At 58.7% G+C, this 18,053-nt stretch carries 16 protein-coding genes; 13 read left to right on the top strand and 3 right to left on the bottom strand.

Annotated features, from left to right (window positions below):
• Positions 1–86: 86 nt before the first annotated feature.
• From MTX19_RS31080 to MTX19_RS31070, 3 genes are read left to right on the top strand one after another with little or no spacing between them, the layout of a single operon-like run.
• Entirely contained in the window at positions 87–770 is a 684-nt protein-coding gene (locus MTX19_RS31080; RefSeq protein WP_280980692.1) for a VWA domain-containing protein, read from the top strand.
• Positions 767–1,567 carry a PP2C family serine/threonine-protein phosphatase gene (locus tag MTX19_RS31075; protein WP_280985631.1) on the top strand — a complete coding sequence of 267 codons (801 nt, stop codon included), beginning with the start codon at positions 767–769 and terminating at the stop codon, positions 1,565–1,567. Before MTX19_RS31080 ends, MTX19_RS31075 begins: the two co-directional genes overlap by 4 nt.
• Complete coding sequence (locus MTX19_RS31070) at positions 1,542–4,340, top strand: hypothetical protein (RefSeq protein WP_280985630.1); 2,799 nt, start codon at positions 1,542–1,544, stop codon at positions 4,338–4,340. Before MTX19_RS31075 ends, MTX19_RS31070 begins: the two co-directional genes overlap by 26 nt.
• Before the next feature lie 645 nt (positions 4,341–4,985).
• Here MTX19_RS31070 and MTX19_RS31065 read toward each other — a convergent pair.
• Entirely contained in the window at positions 4,986–5,474 is a 489-nt protein-coding gene (locus MTX19_RS31065) for a hypothetical protein (RefSeq protein ID WP_280980690.1), read from the bottom strand.
• Positions 5,475–5,747: 273 nt separating this feature from the next.
• Here MTX19_RS31065 and MTX19_RS31060 point away from each other — a divergent pair, with 273 nt between their 5' ends.
• Positions 5,748–6,698, top strand: coding sequence for a restriction endonuclease (locus tag MTX19_RS31060; protein ID WP_280980689.1), 951 nt, complete (start codon positions 5,748–5,750; stop codon positions 6,696–6,698).
• 119 nt (positions 6,699–6,817) lie between these two features.
• Positions 6,818–7,348, top strand: a complete 531-nt coding sequence (locus tag MTX19_RS31055) for a thermonuclease family protein (protein ID WP_280985629.1) — start codon at positions 6,818–6,820, stop codon at positions 7,346–7,348.
• Positions 7,349–7,696: 348 nt separating this feature from the next.
• Here the strand turns inward: MTX19_RS31055 and MTX19_RS31050 are convergent, their stop codons facing one another.
• Both MTX19_RS31050 and MTX19_RS31045 read right to left on the bottom strand, forming a co-directional pair.
• Complete coding sequence (locus MTX19_RS31050; RefSeq protein ID WP_280980687.1) at positions 7,697–9,007, bottom strand: glutamine synthetase family protein; 1,311 nt, start codon at positions 9,005–9,007, stop codon at positions 7,697–7,699.
• The gene (locus MTX19_RS31045; RefSeq protein WP_280985628.1) at positions 8,997–9,869 is read right to left on the bottom strand and encodes a MurR/RpiR family transcriptional regulator; all 873 of its coding nucleotides are present in this window, start codon (positions 9,867–9,869) and stop codon (positions 8,997–8,999) included. Before MTX19_RS31045 ends, MTX19_RS31050 begins: the two co-directional genes overlap by 11 nt.
• Positions 9,870–10,099: 230 nt before the next feature.
• Between MTX19_RS31045 and MTX19_RS31040 the strand changes: the two genes are divergently transcribed.
• The 8 genes from MTX19_RS31040 (at position 10,100) to MTX19_RS31005 (ending at position 17,622) form a co-directional block, all read left to right on the top strand.
• The gene (locus tag MTX19_RS31040) at positions 10,100–10,837 is read left to right on the top strand and encodes an N-formylglutamate amidohydrolase (protein WP_280980685.1); all 738 of its coding nucleotides are present in this window, start codon (positions 10,100–10,102) and stop codon (positions 10,835–10,837) included.
• The gene (locus MTX19_RS31035) at positions 10,830–11,483 is read left to right on the top strand and encodes an isochorismatase family cysteine hydrolase (RefSeq protein WP_280980684.1); all 654 of its coding nucleotides are present in this window, start codon (positions 10,830–10,832) and stop codon (positions 11,481–11,483) included. The genes MTX19_RS31040 and MTX19_RS31035 overlap by 8 nt, the downstream gene beginning before the upstream one ends.
• 54 nt (positions 11,484–11,537) lie before the next feature.
• On the top strand, positions 11,538–12,848 hold the full coding sequence (locus MTX19_RS31030) for an ArgE/DapE family deacylase (protein ID WP_280980683.1): 1,311 nt from the start codon (positions 11,538–11,540) through the stop codon (positions 12,846–12,848).
• A 26-nt stretch (positions 12,849–12,874) separates the two neighbouring features.
• Positions 12,875–14,107 (top strand): ABC transporter substrate-binding protein, encoded by a 1,233-nt coding sequence (locus tag MTX19_RS31025; protein ID WP_280980682.1) that lies wholly within the window; start codon positions 12,875–12,877, stop codon positions 14,105–14,107.
• A 68-nt stretch (positions 14,108–14,175) separates the two neighbouring features.
• Positions 14,176–14,931 (top strand): ABC transporter ATP-binding protein, encoded by a 756-nt coding sequence (locus tag MTX19_RS31020; protein ID WP_280980681.1) that lies wholly within the window; start codon positions 14,176–14,178, stop codon positions 14,929–14,931.
• Positions 14,932–14,963: 32 nt separating this feature from the next.
• A complete protein-coding gene (locus MTX19_RS31015) occupies positions 14,964–15,698 on the top strand; it encodes an ABC transporter ATP-binding protein (RefSeq protein WP_280985627.1) in 735 nt (244 codons plus the stop codon).
• Positions 15,695–16,576 carry a branched-chain amino acid ABC transporter permease gene (locus MTX19_RS31010; protein ID WP_280980678.1) on the top strand — a complete coding sequence of 294 codons (882 nt, stop codon included), beginning with the start codon at positions 15,695–15,697 and terminating at the stop codon, positions 16,574–16,576. Before MTX19_RS31015 ends, MTX19_RS31010 begins: the two co-directional genes overlap by 4 nt.
• Positions 16,492–17,622, top strand: coding sequence for a branched-chain amino acid ABC transporter permease (locus tag MTX19_RS31005; protein ID WP_280980677.1), 1,131 nt, complete (start codon positions 16,492–16,494; stop codon positions 17,620–17,622). Before MTX19_RS31010 ends, MTX19_RS31005 begins: the two co-directional genes overlap by 85 nt.
• Positions 17,623–18,053: the final 431 nt, after the last annotated feature.

Below are 18,053 nucleotides of genomic sequence, written 5' to 3'. Positions count from 1 at the left end.
ATGGGGTCGGATACTTCTTTTAGTTGTAAAGCCCGGCCCATTGTATAGAAATCCCTTGTTTTGTTGAATTCTTTAGGGGGCCTGGTATGTCAGAAGCCGATTTTGCGCAACAGCCGTTCAGTGCAGCGGAATTCGTAGAGAATCCTGAAAATCGGTGCCCTGTTATTCTCGTTCTCGACAATTCTGGTTCGATGAGCGGTGCTCCCATCCAGCAACTCAACGACGGTCTGCAGGCATTTCGCGACGAACTGTCCACGGATAGTCTGGCCGCCAAGAGAGTTGAGGTGGCGGTCATCACCTTCGGGCCCGTTCAAGTTCAATCCGATTTCGCGACCGTTCATAATTTTTATCCGCCGCGGATCGAAAGTGCAGGCGCCACTCCAATGGGAGAAGCTATCGAGCGAGCGCTCGACATGCTGCGCGACAGGAAGGCTACATACCGGTCGGCCGGCATCAAGCACTATCGCCCTTGGTTGTTCTTGATCACCGATGGCACCCCGACAGATTCCGTAAGTCGCGCCACCCAACTCGTCCACGAAGGAGAGGCGGCGAAATCCTTCATGTTCTATGCCGTGGGCGTAGAGGGTGCCGACTTCGGTACTTTGCGTACGATTGCGGTTCGCGAGCCTTTGAAGCTGAAAGGACTTCAGTTCAAGGAATTCTTCCAGTGGCTTTCTGCCTCGCTTTCATCCGTCTCGAAGTCGAATCCAGGGGATCAAGTGCCGCTTCAGAATCCCACGGCTCCTGATGGGTGGGCCACGGCGGGATGACCAGACCCGCTTGGGAATGGGTTTCAGCGAGCGCAACCGGTACGTCGCATCTTCGAGTTAACCGGGGCTGCGACGACGCGGGCGCGTGTATATTTGTTGAAGGCAAGAATGAGTCCGCGCTCGTCGCGGTCTGCTCTGATGGCGCGGGATCCGCCCAGAAATCCGCTATAGGGTCTCGCATCATCGTCCGTGCCTTTTGCCGAAGCGCGAGGAGCTATCTTCAGAGCGGAGGAACGTTAGCTGGCCTTTCGCGGGAGATTGCAAGCGACTGGCTCGACGACATGCGCGGACGGATTGAGATCAGCTCAAGGTCTGCGGAGCTTACGCCGCGCGACTTTGCAGCGACGTTAGTCGGCTGCATTATCGGCGATGAAAGATCAAAAATTCTGCATGTCGGCGACGGGGCCGCCGTCTATCGCACGATCAATTCGGAAGATTGGGCTGTTGGTAGCTGGCCGTCACATGGAGAATATGCATCGACCACCTACTTTGTAACGGACGATCCTGAGCCTTCGTTTCAGTTGAATGAGATTGAAGGTGGTGTATCCGAGCTGGCCGTGTTTACCGACGGCATCGAGCATCTCGTTCTGAATTTTGCGACGCGCAGCGCATTCCCTCCGTTCTTCAACCAGATGTTTTCCGGCTTCAGGTCCGACGGGATTGCGAAAAACCGCAAGCTGTCGCGGCACTTATGCAGCTATTTGAGCAGTCCGTCGGTGTGCGACAGGACTGATGATGACAAAACCCTGTTGCTCATACGTCGAATCCGCCATGTCGCGTCTCAAGAGCATCTTTGATCAGCAGGGGAAGGCGGTCCAACTCGGCAAGCTGTTGGGGCGCGGCGGGGAAGGGGCTGTCTTCGAGATCGTCGGCCAGCCAGATCTCGTCGCGAAGATCTACCATCCTGATAAAGCCCGGGAGCGGCAGCAAAAGATTCCGGCTATGGTCGCCAGCGGGTTGCAGGCAAAGGTGTCCAACGCGGCATTCCCTATTGCACCATTGTATGAAGGAGCCGGTACATTTGCCGGCTTCACAATGCGGCGCATTGGAAAGCAGAAGCCGGTTCATGAGCTGTACTCTCCGGCGAGCCGGCGGAATGAATTTCCGAACGCAGACTATAGGCTGTTGCTTCGAACCTCTTTGAATATTGCAAAAGCAGTTGCCGCCGTGCATGCCACCGGCTGCGTCATAGGGGATCTGAATCACTCCGGCATCTTGGTTGGAGCCGACGCCACGGCGACCCTGATTGATTGCGATTCTTTTCAGTTTTCCAAGGATGGCAAAACGTTCTACTGCGCAGTCGGGGTGCCTGATTATACGCCGCCAGAACTGCAAGGCAGGTCGCTCGAGAATATTCTTCGAACGCCGAACCACGACGCATTTGGATTGGGCGTTGCAATCTTCAGCTTGCTGTTTTTGGGCCGCCATCCATTCGCGGGGCGATACCGCGGTCGAGGCGATATGCCCGAGGAGCGGGCGATCGCCGAGTATCGCTTTGCGTATTCGGTGGACACCTCGCGCACCCAAACCGAACCGCCACCCTTTGCTCCGACGCTTGCCTATGTGCCAAGAGAGATGGCCAGCGCTTTTGAGGCCTGCTTTGGTCCAAGTGGAGCGAGCGGTGGGCGTCCTAAGCCCGCCGATTGGATATCACTCTTGCAGCAAGCGGAGTCGCAGCTAGTTAAGTGCACTGCGACGGCGGGGCACTACTACTTCTCGTCCGCACCGGATTGCCCTTGGTGCAGGCTCGAAAAGGCCATTCCCGGTTTTGTTGCATTTCCATCCCCGCTGATCATCAATACGACAACTCCCCCGAACCTGGGTCAACTCATCAACGCGATACGCGGGGTGACCGATCCGGGAAGCGCGCCAGCATTGTCTTCGGCAATGCCGACGGTTCAGAGCGTGCCGAGCGCTCAGAACAAGGGCTCGCTTGATAGTTCTGCTGGACAGTTTTTATTGTCGACCGTTGGTGGCATTGCGGCGGCTATTCTCCTCGGGCTGGGGTTTGTTCCACCTTTGATCGGGCTCGTGGCTCTCGGCGCGTCCGCATACTTCGCTCTTCGAAACCCGAAGAAGCCGCACGCCAACGGCCCGCGCTCGTATCAGCTCAAACAGGCGTGGGATCAAGTCGAACAGCGGTACAGGACTGAAGGAGACGCATCCCGTTTTGCCGAAGCAAGACGTCAATCCGAGCTGAGAATTCGCGAGTATAACGATCTTCCAAACGAAGAGTCGCGGCGCCTGGCGGATCTGTCTCGCCGGCAGCGCGAAATGCAGCTCAAGCATTTTCTTGATCGGTTTAGCCTTGTAAATGCGAAAATCAAGAACGTCGGCAGCGCAAGAAAGGCGACCTTGCGGTCGCATGGAATTGATACCGCCGCGGATATTTCAAGACAGAGCATCGAGCAAATTCCGGGCTTCGGACCTGCAACGGCCTCGCTCCTCTTGTCATGGCGTGCAGGCCTTGAAAGACGTTTTGTCTTCGACCCCAGTCAGCCGATCAATCCCAATGATATTGGCCGAGTGAAGTCCGATATCGCTCAGCGGCGTCTTGCTCTCGAGACCGCCTTGAAGGCTGACTTGATTGCGATCAGGACGACTGCCGCCGAAATTCAGCGTTCGCGTACCGACCTCACCAATCGAGCACGAGCGATCTGGGTTGAGTTCAAGCAAGCCGAAGCTGATGAAAAAGTGCGAGTGTTCGGTGATGTCGTAGCTCGACGTTGGGTGTTTGGGGTCGCGTGTTCTGCGGCGTTCATTGTCGCTGGCGCGAATAGCAGCGGCCCTCGTGCGACTACGACGTCCTCGGCGCCAACCTCGTCTCGATCGGCGACAATTGCGCCGAATGTTGCGGCTGCACCAAGCAGCAATCCGCCAAATGTGACCTTGCCCAGCCGGACGACGTCGCAACCTACAGCGTCGCCGCAGGCTTGGAATTCAGTCCCATTGATTGCGCCGCGAGCTGAGAGCCCCACGCAGGATCTGCAGAAGAGCGTCGCAGCGGCGGCAATTGCTCCGCCAGTCCTGCCGCCCCTCGATCCGCCGCGTGAGATCAGGCCTCCGCCGCAGCCGCCGGCTGATCCTAGGCCAAGCGTTGCCCAACTGACACCAAACGCAGCGGCGCCCGATCCTGGGCTGAGCCGGCTGAAAGATCTGGGATTTGCAGCGTCCGTTGAGCCTTCCTGGAGTGCTGCGGCGCTCAGCGGGCTGCGGGAATTCAAGGTCGTCAATCACTTGCCGCCTGACACACGTTTGGACTTGGCGACCACTCAGGCATTGCAGTCACCTCGGGCAATTGCTCGCAATCGTTCGTTTCTTGGGGGCTGGGCCACTGATCCGAGTTGCGCGCAAGGCACCCAGCTCACGATCTCGGTCCAAGAGGCCCGGACGGACGGAGGCGTGTGCACGTTCGAGGCCTTCCTTCCCAGCCGATCTGGCTGGACGGTAAGAGGCCATTGTCAGGTTGGAGCGGACAGGTGGCCAGCCACAATAAATTTTGCCGTCTCCGGGATAGCACTGTCCTGGTCGAGCGCGAAAGGTAATGCGACATACTATCGATGTAGATAGTGAGGGGGGCAAGCATGCCGGACTGCTATCTCTGTGGTGCGTCTGTGACGAAAGGGCAAGGCGCTCGGAGGAACGTCAGGACGGGGACAAGCGTGGCGGGCCTATTCACTGTCCCGCCGTCGCTCCTCCTCGTCGTCTTGGCGGCCCTGACGGGAGCCAAGGCGCCCTCTATCAGGAGCTACTTTGCTCTGCGAACGCTCTGTCCGGCATGTGCGCAAAAGCTCGACCTACAGCGTGCTCTTGGACGGAAGATCGGTTTCTTCTTGATCGGCTTCGTATTTCTCTTTGCTGTCATGGTGATGCTTACCGCCAACGGCTGACGGCTTGTGCCGCGGCCGTCTGCAGCCTGCCACCATTCGTAGACGTGGGCTTAAGTGGGTTCGTTCTGGGCACAGAGAGCACCCAGCCGTGCCGCAGCCACGAGAGTGAGCTCGACCCGCGAGCGGCGCCGCGGCTGCGAACTGGATACCTCCAATGCAACCCGTCCTATCTCTTGCGTTGTGCAAACGCCCCATTAACTTCGCTCGGCACGCACGCGGCCATTTGGACACAGACGAACGAATTGGGGGACCGGAACAGAGATTTCGAGCTCTTGAAAGGTCTTCTAAGCTCTATTCCCGCGAGACGGTTTGAGGGAATGCCCAATCACTTGCAGGCGATTTCGAGGTCATCTAGATCGCGCGGCTTGTCCCTATCGCTTTCCTTTGAGTTCACGAACTTCATATTCACGCGCGGCGGAACTGCAAAATCCACGTCAAGAAATGCCGTGACCAATTTCATGTTGCTCTGAATGCGCTTGGCGGCTGCCGCGCTGGAGATGAGCGCGGATACCAATACGCCGCTGCTCGGAGCCTTTGCGGCGATAGCAGCTACCTTCTGCGGGTCAGCATTGCTGTTGGACTTGAGCCGCAACCGCGCCTTGGGTGGAAGACCCCACGCGACTTTGAACATGGTTACCTCGTAACCCATCTGTTCGAGCAGGGGCAAGGCGTCGCCAACCTGTTGGGTGAACGAATTGAATTCGGCCATCAGTCGACCGGTCGGATCGAAGAGATCGGCAAGCGATAGGTCTGGCATTGACGGGAGCGAGACAGACGGAATCGAGGGCATCATCTCGCGGGCAGATTTGGTCATGCTGTCTAGCCTGCTAGGAGGGCCGTCTCCGGCCTGAACCGGCACGACGAGGAACATCAAATTAGCCGCAAGCAAAGCAGAGATTGTGGAAACTATTCGCATTGTAAGCGCCCCGGGACTTTGGAGGCGGATAGAATATCAACCAGGAGATGCGCGCAATAGCAGGTGCGCCTAAAGTATAGGTTGTCGAGGCGCCGAAAGATGCTGAATGCGGCAGGGGAGCGGATGGTTCGCTTTAGGACTGGTACGCCAATCCGCACTATGGAAGCAGCGATGTTTGATGTTATCACGGAGGGAATTCGAAAGTGGCTAGTCGCCCGGTTTGCGTCAGCCATAAGGCATACGACGCGTGCGGAAGACCGGGTAGCCGCCTTACGATGGCTCAGCGAATCTCGCGCTGTTATCGGCAGCGATTTGAGTCCGACGGAAAAATTCAAAGAATTGAATTCGCTCGTGAATTCGCGAGCGGCAATCGTTGCGATTGCAAAGAACCTTTCGACGGCAGTGTCAGATTACCGGAACTCTGATCTGCCGTTGTCGATGAAGATCGCTCTTCCCATAACGTTGTCCGCTATCCCGTTGGTCGGAGGGCAAGCCGCCGGCGTTGCCGCGTTTGGCGGTGCTGTCGGTGTACCCGTGCTGTTGCTGATTTTTCTTGGTACAGCAGGAATTACCTCGATCATCGAAGCTGTCGCTGCGAACCCGCAAGCGCGGCCCCACATTGCCGAAATCATTGACGCCATAGTCCAAGACGACCGCTTGCGCCGCACGAGCGCACAAATGAAGGCTGCCATGAGAGAGCAGCCGATGGATCCCACACGGTTCGCGGTTCCGCCTGAAGAGTTGGCTCTTCGCGCTTATCTGCTCGGCATGGATCCGTTTCACTTCGAGCGCCACACGATGAGCTTTTTCGATGCGGCGGGCTTTGAAGCTTGGGCGACACGCGCCTCAAACGACTTCGGAGTCGATGGGTTCGCCATTCACCCCGATGGGTTGATTATCGTTCAATGCAAACGAAACTCCTCTGCGAAGAGGGTAGGGCGGCCGACGATTCAACAGTTCAAGGGCGTGATTGAAGAGCAGGACGCACTTCGGGGCTACCTTGTCTCCACGTCGACGTTTACCGAAGAAGCGAGAGAGTCAGCTGGGCTGTCGGAAAAAATCGTTCTGGTGGATATCGAGGAGCTCGTGCGATGGCATGCCGAAGCCCCGACATTCTTGTAAGGGTCTGACGGACCGAGCTCGGGTGCTCCGTGGCCGCCTCATGGAAGACTCATATTGCAAAAAGAAGGAGGCCGGTCCTATCGGAATGATAGCGCTCTGTTCAAGGTTGCCTTCGAAGAATGAGTTCAATATTCCGCATCTTCGTGACATCCGTGTCACTGCTGGTCATAGTTGCCTCCGCGGCAGCTCAAGACGTCACCGGCAAAGCGAGCGTCATCGACGGCGATACCATCGAAATTCACGGATCGCGCATCCGAATCTGGGGCATAGATGCTCCGGAGAGTTCCCAGCTTTGCCGCAATCAGGAAGGTGAGCAATACCGATGCGGTGCCCGGGCCGCCAATGCGTTGGATGCGTTCATCGCAAGTCGTTCCCTGTCATGCATTGAAGTTGGCCGTGATCGTTATGGACGATCCGTCGCCACTTGCAGTGTCGGCAAAGACGATCTTGGAGAATGGCTAGTTCGTAACGGACACGCCCTCGACTGGGCACGATATTCCGGAGGCGCATACGCCCTCGCGCAGCGTCAAGCGAAGCAAGCAGAACAGGGCATGTGGGAAGGAAGCTATGTCGAACCGTGGCGCTATCGGGCTTGCATGCGCAAGGATGGTAGCCTGATCACATGCTCCGACGAAGGTGTCGCGGAGTAGGAATGCGCAATGCGACGTGCGGTAATCGCTCGCAGCCTTCGCTGCCTTAGACGTCTTATTATGATTGGGTTCGCTGACACGACGCGCAGCGGCAATCGATCGACGGCCTTCGCAGTACGGTTCGCAAGCACGGAAACGAACGAAGAAAGTCTTCGGCGGTGTGCTGAGAGGGGGAGCTGCCTGCCGGCTGACTGTCTCCACAATCACCTGCAATGTGTGGACCTGATCCGGATCGTGACGAAAGAAGAGGGCATTGATCCAGCGCCGGTCGAGAAGAACTATCCGAGAGGAACCCGCGCCCGTGCCATCTTCGTCGACGTTACGGGTACGCTTCCGGTGTTCGTGCCTTCAGTAGACCTGCTCATACAAGCTGCAGATCTCCTGTTGGGTTTTTCCCTCGAGGAACGCCATTTCTCCATTCTTATGCTTTGCGTAGGTGTCGACGAACCCTGCAGGAAACCATCGATTGACTGTCTGGTTCGCCAGTAAGCGGTCGAGAGCTTCGGGTAGCGATTTCGGTAGGCGAACTAGTTGGCGCGCCGCCAAGGCGGAGGGATCAAGAAGCGAGAGATCCTCGGCTGTTGCGTCCGGCGTCGGCAGTTCTTCCTCGATGCCTTGCACTCCGGCGTGGACGATCGCGGCGAGTTGCAGATGCGGGCTGGCGGTCGCGTCGGCAGCGCGGAATTCGAAGTTGAATTGAGCAGACTTGGAAATATCACTCAAATCAGAAACGGGACAAATACGGACGGACGCCTCGCGGTCGCGGAAGCCGAGGTTGTTGAAGGCAGCGCTCCAGCGATGTGGGGTCAACCGAAGGTAAGAAACGACGCTTGGCGCAGTCATCGCGACGATCGCGTCCAGGTATTTGAGAATGCCGGCAATGAATTGGCCGGCCACCTTGGAAAGTTCATGCTTCCCACTTGGATCCCATGTGGCCGGCTCGTCCCCCTTCAAAAAGCTGATGTGAATGTGCACACCATTGCCGACGCTGGCTGGGTCGCGAATTGGGGTGAAGGTCGCTTCCTTCCCTGAAGCGCTTGCAACCAGATGCACCAGCTCACGTATGATCGTCGACTGATCCGCAATGGCGACCCCGCGCGATGGTCCCATCGTGATTTCATACTGCCCGGCCCCAAACTCCTTCATGAAGGTGTCCGGCTCCAAGCCTGCCGCGCGCATCGCGGCCACGAGAGTCTCAGCCAGACGGCGCTCGATACGAAAGCCATTAACGCTATATGCCTCTCCAATCAGTTTGGTGGCATTCCGAAACTGAAATTCGTGCTCGAAAGCGCCAAACAGCGCCAAGCCGGAAACGCGATTGAGACGCTCTAGAGCGGCTTTGAGGAGTGAGCGGGTACAGAATTCCCACGGTCGACCATCGGTATGGCGAATGTCCCCCAGCGCAAAATGTTCCGCTGGCATGTCGTCATCAAGTTGAACCCGCACGCGGGCGGCTTCGTCAGGAAGCAGAACCAGGTCACCGAGCGAGCCGAATGGACTTTCGGCTATGGTGTCGAAACAGGTGATCTGGACGTTGGTCGGCGTCCAGCCGATGCCTCGCTTTCTGCGCGCCTCGAATTGTGAAGCTGGGAAGGCCTTGCCCCGGACCTTGCCCGCAAGATCAGTGCAGCAGGCAATCACCATTTCCTCAGCGATCATCGCTTTCCTCCAAAGGCTGGCTTGGCGGCGACAGGCGAAGTCTATCCCAAGCCGCGAGTCGATCCTTCGTCGTGGGCCAGTTCATTTCTGAGACTTTGACGATCAGCGCTTCGGCGAAGGCGATCGCGCAAACGAGCGTATCCCACGCTGTTTCAATTTCGATCGGCAGGGCAACGACGTGGTCGCTATGACGCGCGATTGGCGACATCCATTTGTCAGTGATCAGCACAATCGAGGGTCGACACTGCTTTGCGACGATCTCGGCGAGATGCTCGAGGTCGCGCTGATAGCGGCGAAAGTCGAACAGCACCAAAACATCTTGCTTGCGGATCGATAACAGCAAGTCCGGCCAGTGCTCCGGGTTGGGCGGAAGATGATGTACCTTCGGTCGAATCTGCTTGAGGTGGACCGACAGGAAGCCCGCGATATTGTCGCTGATGCGCCCGCCGACCAGGAAAACGGCCCGATTAGGATCCGCAAGCAGCGTCAGGACGCGATCGAATTGTTCCTGGGGCACGCTTGCGCTCATCTCGTGAATGCGTTCTGTGGCGCGCCGCGCGTAGTCGGCCAGGAACGAGCCGGCGCTACCGAGCTTTTCGGTCGCTTTGAGCTGCAGTGGGGATCTTCGACTTTCCCGCACCTCCGTGATCAGCTGACGCTGGAACTCCTGATAGCCGGCAAAGCCCAATTTGCCGACAAAGCGCGTGATCGAGGGCGCACTGACGCCCGTGCGCTCGGCCAGTTCTTGAATGGTTTGAAGGGCGCCGAACGGGTAGTCCGCCAGGACCGCATCGCCGATCTTGCGTTCGCTTAAGGTCAGATTGGCGCTTTCACGCCTTATCGTCTCTCGCACGGTTGTCATCAATCTAACCTGATTTGGGAGCGTCAGCCATGAAAGGCCTGATCAGGGGAATATGGCTATGAAAAAAATATGTCAAATGGAAAAAATTGTTTGACATTGATCCAATAATTTCGTGCACTCGGGGTATGCAGCGTGGCGATGGGTGCCATGCAACAGCCTCGGATGATGCTTTGTCGCATTGCAAACTATCCACGAGTGTGATCTCGCCGTCCGACCCCCGACCGGTCGAAGTGGTCAATGCCGACGGATGTGCGGGAGTTGTCCTGATCTGCGAGCATGCGGGAGCTGCTATCCCAACGAAGCTCGAGGACCTTGGTCTGCCTGCGGCCGAACTGCGCAGGCACATCGCTTATGACATCGGCGCCGAAGGCGTCGCGCGTCATCTAGCGGACGAGCTGAAGGCGCCGCTCATCCTGCAGCCCTACAGCCGGCTCGTCATCGACTGCAACCGTCCCTTCGACGCGCCGGACTGCATTCCGCAAGTGAGCGATGGCACACTCGTGCCAGGTAACCTGGGGCTGTCGGAGAGTGATCGTCGTCAGCGCTATGCGGAGATCCACGAGCCGTTCCATCAGCAAGTCACCCGCCTTCTGGATCGTCGCGCGGGGCTCGGTTTACCCACGACCCTGGTTGCGGTGCATAGCTTCACGCCACGGCTGGCAGGAGGCGTTGAGCGGCCCTGGCAGCTCGGCGTGCTGTCGAACCGTGATCGCAGCTTTGCCGAGCGTTTCCTCAGTGCCTTCCAGGAGCGCAATCCGACAACGCCATCGGCGCACAATGAGCCGTATCTGGTCGATGACATCAGCGATTACACGATTCCGATGCACGGCGAAGCCCGTGGTCTGCCGCACCTGCTGCTTGAGATCCGCAACGATCTGATTGGCGATGCAAGGGGGCGGCGCTTATGGGCCAGCTTAATCGCCGAGACGTTGCTCGATGCCACAACGAAAGGCTCCACCAATGGCTGAGTTTCCGACGACGCGCGAGATACCGCTCAAGCCGAAAGAGTCGGCGCTATTGTTCATCGACGTGCAGAACTTTTGCGTTCGCCGCGATGGTGGCGAGTTCAAGGATGTGCCCGACGCCGATATCGCCGGCAAGTACGGCTATTATTTCGATCGCTTGAGGTCGGTCGCGATCCCCAACATGCAACGGCTGCAGGCGGCGTTCCGTGCCGCAGGCATTGAGGTGCTCTACACGACGATCGAAAGCCTTACCAAGGACGGTCGCGATCGGAGCCTCGACTACAAGATCACGGGCTTCAACGTGCCAAAGGGCGCGTGGGACGGCAAAGTGATCGACGAAATCGCGCCCGGCGACGACGAGATCGTGCTGCCGAAATCATCTTCGAGCGTCTTTGTGTCGACGCATATCGATTACCTGCTGCGCAACCTCAAGATCAAGCAGCTGGTACTGTGCGGGCTCGTGACTGACCAATGCGTGGAATCTGCGGTCCGCGACGCCTGCGACTTGGGCTACCTCGTGACACTCGTGCCAGATGCCTGCGCCACCTATACCCAGGAGCGCCACGATAACACTCTGCGCGCGATCAAGGGATATTGCCGTCAACTCTCTACAAGCGCGCTGATCGACGAGATAGGCGGCGCAAGCTAGCCGCCTTGAGCGAGGCGATGAAGAAAGTGATTGAGGACCTGAGGAGAGGTCGAAATGCAGAAAGTCGAAGCTGCGGTGAAAGCCGCATGGAAGGCGATTGAGAAGGAGCGGGGCTATGCGACCGACCTTACCCAAAGGCTGGTGCGCATTCCGTCGGTCAACCCGAAGTTCATCATGGATCCTGACCAGAACCGCGAGGGGGCTGTCCAAGATCTGGTCGAATCGCAGCTGACCTCAATGGGCATGTCGATCGACCGCTGGGACGTCTTTCCGGGCAGGCCAAACGTCGTCGGCCAGATCGCGGGTTCGGAAGAGCGAAGCCTCCTTTTGTGCGGTCATATCGACGTGGTGCCGGTCAATGGCACTTGGACGGTTGAGCCCTTCGGTGGCGAGATCAGGGGCGGCAAGCTCTATGGCCGCGGGGCCATCGATATGAAGAGCGGCGTCGCCGCCGCCATTGGCGCCATCAGAGGTATTCGCGCCGCGGGCATCGAACTTCAGGGCCGTATCGCCATCCATTCCGTCGTCGATGAAGAAGCCGGCGGCTTCGGCGCGATCGATGCGGTCAAGAAAGGCCATCTTGCGAGTGCCGCGATTATCACGGAGCCGAGTTCGGGCCAGATTCAGGTCTGCGAAGGTGGGCTTGAATGGATACGTGTGACCATCACCGGCCGGTCGGGCCATTCGGCGACGCGCTACAATGAGATCTGGCCACAACGCGATGGTCCCGATCGGCCGAGACGTGCGGTGAATGCGATCGATATCGCAGTGCGCTTCCTGCACGCTCTGTCGAACTTCGAAAGCTCGCGCTGCCGCAATCGTCAGCATCCGCTGCTGCCTCCGGGCATGAACACGATCAACGTCGGCGCGATACGCGGTGGTGCCGGGCTTGGGCCGGATGGTTTGCCGCTCATCATGAGCAATCCCGCCATCATCCCGGATGTCGCAGTCATCGATCTCGACTACAAGTTTCTCCCCAATCAGACCAAGGAAGATGTTCGATCCGAGTTCGAGACCTTCGTCCATTACTTCTGCCAGCAGGACCTGTGGTTGCAGGAGAATCCCGTCAAGGTTCAATGGGAACTTTGCGGCTTGCATTTTCCGCCGATGGACACCCCGCCAGATCATCCGCTTGCGCTATCGCTTTTGAAGCGCCGCAAGCAACTTGGCGGGGAGCCCAAGATCACGGGGATGATCGGCGCAGCCGATGCCGCGCATTACGCCGGCGCAGGCGTCGCCTCCATGATTTGTGGTCCGTCTGGCGATGGTTTCCATGGCGCCGACGAGTACGTGGACATCGCGTCGCTGGAGGAGACGACCAAAACCTTGGCAGCGGCGGCAATCGAATGGTGCGGCGTCAAGTAGCGCTCAGATCAAACGAGGAGGGGAACATGACGATGAAACTTGCTAGTCTATGGACGAGTCTTGTTTTTTCCGGGCTGGCCGCGGCGATGCCTGCCCATGCAGCAGACAAGATTGCCAAGATCGGCGTGCTCGCGCCGCTGACAGGCGGATCGGCGGCAGACGCCAGGGAAATGGTCGATGGAGCCAAGCTTGCCGTCGACGTGATCAATGCGCGAGGCGGCGCTGCCGGCTACAAATTGCAGGTCGTCGTTGGCGATGCGCAAGACTCGAGCGCGGATAAGGTGACGAGCGCCATCGAGCGCCTGACCGGCGAGCGTGAGCTGAACGCCATCGTCACCGGATATGCGAGCGCCGGCAATTTCGAGATCAATATCATGGCTGAACAGGACATGCCGTATCTGCTTTACGGCAGCGCCAACCAGACACGTGATATCATTGCGCCCCATCCAGACAAGTTCCCGACGGTCTGGTCATTGAGCCCGTCGTTTGACGCCTATGAAACGGATATGATCCCGGTCGTTCAGGCGCTGGAAAAGAGCGGCAAGCTGAAGCTGCCAAATAAGAAGGTGGCTTTCATCGCACCCGACATCCCCTATTCGAAGACGATCATGAACGGCTTGATCAAGAACTTCAAGGAGGCCGGCTGGACCATTACATCCGCTGACCTCGTGCCGTGGGGCACAATCGATGACTGGCGCACGTTCCTCGCCAAGGTTCGCCAGGACAATCCAGCGGTGATCATGAACATCGACCCCCAGACGGGCAACGCGGCGAAGTTCATCACTCAGTTTCTGGAGCAACCGACCGACAGTATCGTCTTCATCCAATACGCGCCGGCAATCCCGGAATTCCTCAAGCTGACAGGGAAGAAGAGCACCGGTGTGATCTATAACCTGATCGGCGGCACGATCCCCAATGCTCGGACAGCTGAGATCATCAAGGAATTTACGAAAACCTATGGCTACGAACCCGGGTCAACTGCGCCGGCGGTCTACGAAGAGGTCATGATTTACGCCGACGCGCTCAAGAAAGTCGGTGATCCGACCAAGCGGCTCGCCATCGGAAAAGCCATCGGCGAGACCCGCAAAGAGGTTGCACAGGGCATGCTGTCCTTTGATCCGAAGACCCATCTTGCCGTTCAGGGCGACGATGCGCTTCCCGTACTGTTCTACCAGATCTGGGACGGCAAGCACGTTCTTTTCTCCCCGAAGCAGTATCTCAACGGCGAGTTTCGCATGCCTCCGTGGATGAAGCCGTAGCACCAGTCGGTCCGCGCGGGACATCCGGTGCGGGCCGCTCCCTTTACGCGAGCCGCGAAGAACACACGATGGTCGACGCAAACGATAGCGAGCCGCTGCTCGAAATCCGCGACGTGACCCGGCGCTTCGGCGCACTGGTTGCCGTCGATAAGGTTTCGTTCTCGCTCCAAAAGGATGAGATCTTCGGCATCGCCGGTCCGAACGGTAGCGGAAAGAGCACGCTCTTTAACGTCATCACCGGCATTCCATTTCCGCCGAGCGAGGGTGAGGTGCTCCTCTGCGGCAAGCCTATCCATCGCCTGAAGCCGCATCAGATCAGCCGCGCCGGCGTCTTGCGCACCTTCCAGAAGGATGCAGAGTTTGCCACCCTGACCGCGCGCGAGAACGTCTATGCCAGCGCCGTCTATTGCGGGCAAATGACCTCGTCTGAGGCAACAGATGCGTCCGAACAGGCGCTGGATGATGTGTCGCTGGCGCCTGAACGACGAACGAAAGCCGCCTCCGGCCTCTCGGTCTTCGAACGCAAGCAGTTGATGATCGCCTCCGCGATCGCTGGCCGGCCCAAGGTTCTTCTTCTCGACGAGCCGGCCGCCGGTCTCACCAGGCCGGAAATCGCGGGGCTTGCCGAGCTGATTGGTAATGTGCATCGACGCGGCATAGCTATCGTGCTCATCGAGCACGTCCTGCCGCTTCTCCTGAAAGTCTCCGAACGTCTGATGGTGCTCAATCACGGCGCCGTGATCGCTTCCGGCAAGCCGGAAGAGGTCGTGCGCAACGCCAAGGTCGTCGCAGCCTATCTCGGCAAGCGGGAGGCAAGACTTTGATCAACACGACAGCTTTTAGCAACCATATGGCCTTGAGCGACAATACGAACGCGCTGGACATCGTTGATCTGCGCGCCGGCTATGAGGCGTCCGATGTGTTGCACGGCATGAGCCTGCACGTCGGAGCCAACGAGCGCGTTGGACTGTTTGGGCCGAACGGGCACGGCAAGACCACGCTTCTCAACACGATCTCACGCGTGATCCGTCCTCGCGCAGGGAGCGTGCGCTTCATGGGCGAGCCGATCGACAAGCTCGCGCCCCATCGAATCGTTGGACGCGGTTTGATTCACTTGCCGCAGGGAAATCATCTCTTCCCCGACATGCAGATCATGGAGACGCTCGAGCTAGCGGCCTTCACGCCTCGCGCGCGCCAGGACATGAAGGACAATCTCGATTACGTGCTTGGCCTTTTTCCTCGACTGGCCGAGCGCCGTCATCAGCCGTGCAAGACGCTCTCGGGGGGCGAGCGGCAAATGCTGTCAATCGGCGTCGGGTTGATGTGCGCACCGCGCATGCTGATGCTCGATGAACCGACGCTTGGGCTGTCGCCCAAGCTCAAGGATGAACTTGCCGAGGCGATCGCGGAGATATCAAGGCGCGGTATTCCGCTCATGCTGGTTGAGCAGGACATCGCTTTCGTCCTATCCCTGGTCGAGCGCATGTATCTCGTCGATCACGGCGAGATCACCCGCGAGATCAACCGCAGCGCGGACGTCGACCATCAACAGATCATGGACATGTATTTCGGGTCGGAGGGCGCCTCATGACCGTCGATACTCTCAGCGCCATTCTTGTCAGCGGGATCGTGCTTGGGTCCGGCTATGCCCTGATGGCGAGCGGGCTCTCATTGGTCTGGACGACGCTGGGCATCTTCAATTTCGCCCATGGCGTCCTGATGACGCTCGGTGCCTATATCGCTTGGACAGTCTCCAACGCGGCCGGTCTCGATCTCGGGATCGCCGCAGGCATCGCGGTCGCGGTCGCAGCCATGATCGGCATAGGCATCCTGCTCGAACGGGTGGTGGTTCGGCCGTTCTATGATCATCGCGATATCCTGCTCATCACGGTGATGACGACCCTTGCCGCGATGATCTTCCTGCAGAAGGGAATCCAGCTCTTGTGGGGAGCAAGGCTCAAGCAATTGGCTCCGATCGTGAACGGCAACGTTCAGCTGCTCTCCACGATGATTTCGGCCCAGGAAGCGCTGATCATCATCCTGGCACCGCTATTGCTCGGTGCGCTGTGGCTCTTCCTCAGTCGCTCGCGGATCGGCCGCGGCATCAGGGCGGTCGGGCAGAATCCGGATGGCGCTCGCCTGATCGGAATCGACGTCTCCCGTCTTTTCATCATTACCTTTGCCCTCTCCGCCGTCCTTGCCGGCTTGACGGGTGTGCTCCTCGGCTCGGTCCGGCTACTGACCCCGGAATTTGGGTCCGACCCGTTGGTCAAGGCCCTGATCATCGTGATCGTCGGAGGGCTCGGCTCGCTTGGAGGAACTATCGTCGCGGCCTACCTCATGGGCATCGTGGAGGCGGCGCTCACCTTCTTCATCGGCATTTATTGGACGCCCTCCATGATCTTCCTCCTGCTGATCCTCGTCCTCCTCGTCCGGCCGCAGGGGTTGCTTGGAAAGGTGGTGCGGTGATGGCAAGGCTCCTCAACGGCAAGACCTGGTCTCTGGTGGCCCTGCTCGTCGCGGGAGGGCTCCTGCCGATCTTCGTCCAGGACACTTACTTGCGACATCTGTTCATCATGGCGTTCATCTACGGAGTGGTTGCCGCAAGCTGGGACCTGACGCTCGGCTATGCCGGGATTTTCAATTTCGCCCACATCGCCTTCTTCGGCGTCGGGGTCTATGCGACGGGGCTGACGGCGAAGCTTCTCGGAATCGATCCATGGGTCGCGATGCTGGTCGGTGGCTTTGCTGCATCACTCGCCGCAGCGATTGTTGCGCTGCCAGTCGTTCGCCTCCAGGGCGTTTATGTGGTGCTCGTCACCGTCGCCTTCAGTCAACTGATGCTTCAACTCGTGATCAGCCAGTCCCAGATCACCGGCGGCACACTCGGTCTGGTGAGCGTGCCGACCATCCACCTGCCGGGCTACAATTTTCTGCGCGACTACAAATTCGGCTACTACTATGTCGCCTTCGGGCTTCTGGTCGTAGCGACCCTGTCGTTGCGCCTCTTGGCGCGCTCCGATTTCGGCCTTTCGATCAAGGCGCTGCGCGACAGCGAGCAGTATGCCGTGTCGCGCGGCATCCCAATCGCCGGCCAGCGACTCAAAGCCCTTGTCGCCAGTGCCTTCTTTGCCGGGCTGGCTGGCGGCTTCTATGTCATATATCTGCGCGTGGCCTCGCCAGAGATCTTCTACTTCTCGACATCTTCTTTGGTGCTGAGCATGGTGCTCGTCGGCGGCACCTCCACGATCTACGGTCCGATATTCGCTGCGATTGTGCTGACGTTCATCTCGGAAGGCCTTGCAAATATCGAAAACTTTGCGGAGGGCCGGTTCATGCTGATTGCGGCCGCCATGATTGTCGTCCTCGTGTTCTTTCCGAAGGGTCTTGCCTCGGTGCTGCCGCGAGCCTTGCTGCGAAGCCGCAACAAACGCCACGGCGGCGATGAACGGGAGCGGGAGGGAGCTCGGCTGCCGAACGACCAGAAGGGCGAGGCTGAACAGCCGGCGACTTAACGATCAGCTGGAAGCCGGATTTCATCCGCACCTTGACGTCACCTGGGGGCACTTTCAGTGACCCATGGCAAGCATTTGCTTGAGCATACCAAGGAAGAGTTGGGTCCCGTTCCCTTGTTCTGGATGGGTCGAAGTGAACGGCATAGGGCGCCGGCATGTTTGGCTGACGCGAGCGCTATTGAACCAGGACCAGCGGCGCTCGGTGCCATGCGCGGCATAGCCGAGCTGAAGCAGATACTCCGCGGGGTCGGTGCGGTCCTGTCCGCTACGCCGGCAATCAGGGCGACGTGCCGTGTGGCCTCTCAAGCCGTTAGTGGCCTCTCAAGCCGTTGTTCCCCTCTGCGTTCACGCCTCAAGGGAGGACCGCCTTGAGCCCTCGCTATTTGCGAAGTGTAACCACAAAAGGAGACAGCGCCATCAGACCTCGGCAC

It is taken from the genome of Bradyrhizobium sp. ISRA464 (assembly GCF_029910095.1).
GTDB lineage: Bacteria > Pseudomonadota > Alphaproteobacteria > Rhizobiales > Xanthobacteraceae > Bradyrhizobium.
The sequence above is the reverse complement of the archived record's forward strand: the minus strand, read 5'-3'. Positions and strand labels throughout refer to the sequence as shown.

What these genes read in the sequence shown, in the direction of transcription:
- MTX19_RS31030 (WP_280980683.1), top strand. Translation starts at nt 11,538, where the DNA reads ATGCAGAAAGTCGAAGCTGCGGTGAAAGCCGCATGGAAGGCGATTGAG.
- MTX19_RS31035 (WP_280980684.1), top strand. Translation starts at nt 10,830, where the DNA reads ATGGCTGAGTTTCCGACGACGCGCGAGATACCGCTCAAGCCGAAAGAG.
- MTX19_RS31060 (WP_280980689.1), top strand. Translation starts at nt 5,748, where the DNA reads ATGTTTGATGTTATCACGGAGGGAATTCGAAAGTGGCTAGTCGCCCGG.
- MTX19_RS31065 (WP_280980690.1), bottom strand. Translation starts at nt 5,474, where the DNA reads ATGACCAAATCTGCCCGCGAGATGATGCCCTCGATTCCGTCTGTCTCG.
- MTX19_RS31055 (WP_280985629.1), top strand. Translation starts at nt 6,818, where the DNA reads ATGAGTTCAATATTCCGCATCTTCGTGACATCCGTGTCACTGCTGGTC.
- MTX19_RS31010 (WP_280980678.1), top strand. Translation starts at nt 15,695, where the DNA reads ATGACCGTCGATACTCTCAGCGCCATTCTTGTCAGCGGGATCGTGCTT.
- MTX19_RS31025 (WP_280980682.1), top strand. Translation starts at nt 12,875, where the DNA reads ATGACGATGAAACTTGCTAGTCTATGGACGAGTCTTGTTTTTTCCGGG.
- MTX19_RS31080 (WP_280980692.1), top strand. Translation starts at nt 87, where the DNA reads ATGTCAGAAGCCGATTTTGCGCAACAGCCGTTCAGTGCAGCGGAATTC.
- MTX19_RS31070 (WP_280985630.1), top strand. Translation starts at nt 1,542, where the DNA reads ATGTCGCGTCTCAAGAGCATCTTTGATCAGCAGGGGAAGGCGGTCCAA.
- MTX19_RS31020 (WP_280980681.1), top strand. Translation starts at nt 14,176, where the DNA reads ATGGTCGACGCAAACGATAGCGAGCCGCTGCTCGAAATCCGCGACGTG.
- MTX19_RS31045 (WP_280985628.1), bottom strand. Translation starts at nt 9,869, where the DNA reads ATGACAACCGTGCGAGAGACGATAAGGCGTGAAAGCGCCAATCTGACC.
- MTX19_RS31050 (WP_280980687.1), bottom strand. Translation starts at nt 9,007, where the DNA reads ATGATCGCTGAGGAAATGGTGATTGCCTGCTGCACTGATCTTGCGGGC.
- MTX19_RS31075 (WP_280985631.1), top strand. Translation starts at nt 767, where the DNA reads ATGACCAGACCCGCTTGGGAATGGGTTTCAGCGAGCGCAACCGGTACG.